Annotated in this window: 2 protein-coding genes; both read left to right on the forward strand. The window is 70.7% G+C overall.

Annotation, left to right across the window (positions count from 1 at the left end; genetic code table 11):
• Positions 1-47 precede the first annotated feature (47 nt).
• Entirely contained in the window at positions 48-1,715 is a 1,668-nt protein-coding gene (locus U9980_RS25445; RefSeq protein ID WP_322770245.1) for a PfaD family polyunsaturated fatty acid/polyketide biosynthesis protein, read from the forward strand.
• Positions 1,712-3,422 (forward strand): acetyl-CoA carboxylase, carboxyltransferase subunit beta (gene accD / locus U9980_RS25450; protein ID WP_322770246.1); only part of this gene is annotated, 1,711 nt, incomplete at its 3' end. The genes U9980_RS25445 and accD, both read left to right, overlap by 4 nt.

Consider the following 3,422-nt stretch of genomic DNA (forward strand, 5'->3'; position numbering starts at 1 on the left):
GAGCTGACCGATATCGCCGTTGAACTGCGGGAGGAAGGGGCGCTGCCATGGTGACCACGCCGGCCGGTCCGCCGGCCTTTGCCGGTGTCGGCCCTGCGGGCGCCGGTTCTGCGGGCGGCGGTTCTGCCGCGGGTCCGGCCCGCAACGCGGCCGACGTCTACGAGGTGCTGACCACCCTCGAACGGCCGTGTTTCGTCATCCGGGATGCCAGCGGAATCGCCGCGGTCAACGACGAGCGGCTGATCGGCGCCGGTGCGCAGGTGCTGGCGGCGGTCCCGCCGTTGGCGCCCGACCGGCTGGGGTCGCCGGATTTCCCGCGCGACCACGGTGTGCGCCATCCGTACATGGCCGGTGCGATGGCGAACGGGATCGCCTCGGCGGCGATGGTCGCCGCGTTGGCCCGGGACGGGTTTCTCGCGTCCTTCGGCGCGGCCGGGGTGCCCCACGCCCGGGTGGACGAGGCGTTGACGACGATCCGGCGCAACGCGCCCGGACTGCCCTTCGCGTGCAACCTCATCCACAGCCCGAACGAGTTGGCCATGGAGCGGGACGTGGTCGACCTGTGCCTGCGCCACCAGGTGCGTTGCGTCGAGGCGTCGGCCTTCCTCGACCTCACCCCACAGGTGGTGCGCTATCGGCTGGCCGGGCTGACCCGGGACGGGGCTGGGCGGGTCCAGGTCGGCAACCGGCTGGTCGCCAAGATCTCCCGGGCCGAGGTAGCCGAGCGCTTCCTGCGTCCGGCGCCGGAGTCGATGGTCCGCGGGCTGGTCGAGGCCGGTCTGGTCACGGCGGAACAGGCTGACCTTGCGCGCGGGATATCCATCGCTGACGACGTCACCGCGGAGGCCGACTCCGGCGGACACACCGACCGCCGTCCGCTGACCGTCCTCCTTCCCGAGATTATCGCTCTGCGTGATCGTGTCGGCCGTGAGCTGGGGTCCGGGCGCACGGTCCGGGTCGGTGCGGCCGGTGGGATCGGCACACCGGCCGCGGCGGCGGCGGCGTTCGCACTCGGCGCGGCCTATGTGGTGACGGGGTCGATCAACCAGGCATCGGTCGAGGCATCCCAGTCGGAGGCGACAAAGCGGCTGCTGGCCGGTGCCGGAACCGCCGACTGCGCGATGGCCCCGTCCGCGGACATGTTCGAGATGGGTGTCGAGGTGCAGGTCCTGCAGCGCGGCACCATGTTCGCGTCCAAGGCCAGGCGGCTGTATGAGGTCTATCGGGCGCACGAGAGCATCGAGGCGATCGCGGACGCTGAGCGGGACGCCCTGGAACGCAAGATTTTCCTCCGGCCGTTGGAGGACGTCTGGGCCGATACGGTGCGCTTCTTCACCGAGCGTGATCCGGACCAGATCGCTCGCGCGGCCGACAACCCGAAGCGGCGGATGGCCCTGGTCTTCCGCTGGTACCTCGGCCTTTCGTCGGGCTGGAGCATCGCCGGCGAGACAGGCCGGGTCGCGGACTACCAGATCTGGTGCGGTCCGGCGATGGGTGCCTTCAACAGCTGGGTCACCGGGACCTATCTGGCCTCGGTTGCGAACAGGCGGGTGGCTGACATCGCCGCGCAGATGATGCGTGGCGCCGCGTTCACGAGCCGGGTCAACCACCTGCGGCTTGCCGGCGTGCGCCTGCCTGCGCGCGCCACCACGTACATCCCGTCTCCGCCGCGGAGTGACACCGCGGGCGAACCCGATCGGTGGGAGAGATCATGAGTGTGGCCCTGTCCGAACGGCACGGCACGCAGACCCGCGGCCCGTCCTGGCTGGTCTGTGGCGGTTGCCGGGCGATCGTCTACGCAAAGAAGTTCACCCGCGCCCTGCGGGTCTGCGCGGAATGCGGCTGGCACGCCCCGCTGACCGCTCATGAACGGCTCACGATGCTGCTGGACCCCGACAGTGTGCATCTGTTGGAAGCGGTCGTGTCCGACAACGATCCGCTGCGGTTCGTCGACAGCCGTCCCTACGTCGAGCGACTTCGGGAGGCGCGCGCCGCCACCGGGCTCGACGAGGCGGTCGTCTGCGCCCGCGGTCGCATCGACGGTAACCCGGTGGTCGTCGCTGCCATGGATTTCCGGTTCATGGGCGGCAGCCTCGGCGCCGCGGTCGGTGAGGCCATCACCCAGGCAGCCGAGATCGCGCTGCGGGAACGGACCCCGCTGCTGCTCGTGACCGCCTCCGGTGGCGCCCGCATGCAGGAGGGCGTCCTGTCCCTCATGCAGATGGCCAAGACCAGCCAGGCGCTCGGGCAGCTCGACGAGGCGGGGATCCTCACCCTGTCGCTCATCACCGACCCCACCTTCGGTGGTGTCGCCGCCTCCTTCGCGACGCTGGCCGACATCATCATCGCCGAACCGGGCGCGCGCCTGGGTTTCGCCGGTCAGCGGGTGATTGCGCAGACCATCCGCCAGACCCTGCCGCCGGGGTTCCAGACCGCGGAGTTCCTGGTCCGCCACGGCGTCATCGACATGATCCGGCCGCGGGCGGAACTGCGCGCCACCCTGGCCCGGTTGCTGACCGTGGGTAGTCGCCGTTCGGTGAGCAGGACGGTTCCCGCGCCGCGGTCGGCGGGCAGATCCGCGCTGATCGTCGATCCTGACCGGCTACCCGAGCGGGACCAGTGGGAGTCCGTGCGGCTGGCGCGCCGGCTCGGTCGGCCCACGACCCTGGACTACATCGCGCTCATAATCGAGGATTTCAACGAACTGCACGGCGACCGGATGTCGGCTGACTGCCCGGCGATGGTCTGCGGGCTCGGCTGCCTCGAGGGCGTTCCGGTCGTGGTGATCGGTACCCAGAAGGGGCGCACCGCGGCCGAGCTGTCCGGGCGTAACTACGGGATGCCCTCGCCGGCCGGCTACCGCAAGGCTGCGCGGATCATGCGCCTGGCCGCCAAGATAGGCCTCCCGGTGATCACTCTTATCGACACCGCGGGCGCGTATCCGGGCATCGAAGCTGAGAAACAGGGTCAGGCCGTCGCGATCGCGGAGAACCTCCGGTTGATGGCCGGCCTGCCGGTACCGGTCGTCGCCGTGGTGACGGGTGAGGGCGGCAGCGGCGGCGCGCTTGCGCTCGCCTTCGCCAACCGGGTCCTGATGTGCTCCAACGCGGTCTACTCGGTGATCAGCCCGGAGGGCTGCGCCGCGATCCTGTGGAAGGACGCCGCCGCCGGACCGAAGGCCGCCGCGGCACTGCGTGTCGACGCACGTGAGCTGCTGCGTAGCGGCGTGGTCGACGGCGTGGTTCCCGAGCCCGACGGCGGTGCACACAGCGATCACCTGCTGGCCGCGCACGCCCTTCGTGACGCCCTGACCAGCACGTTGGCCGAGTTGCTGCCGCGGGACCAGATGACCCTCGTCACCGGACGCAGGACCCGGTTCCGGCAGTTCGGCGCGCACACCCTCACCCTGCTCGATGCCGACC

Origin of the sequence: Protofrankia sp. Cr1 (genome assembly GCF_963555865.1) — a bacterium.
Taxonomy (GTDB): Bacteria; Actinomycetota; Actinomycetes; order Frankiales; family Frankiaceae; genus Protofrankia.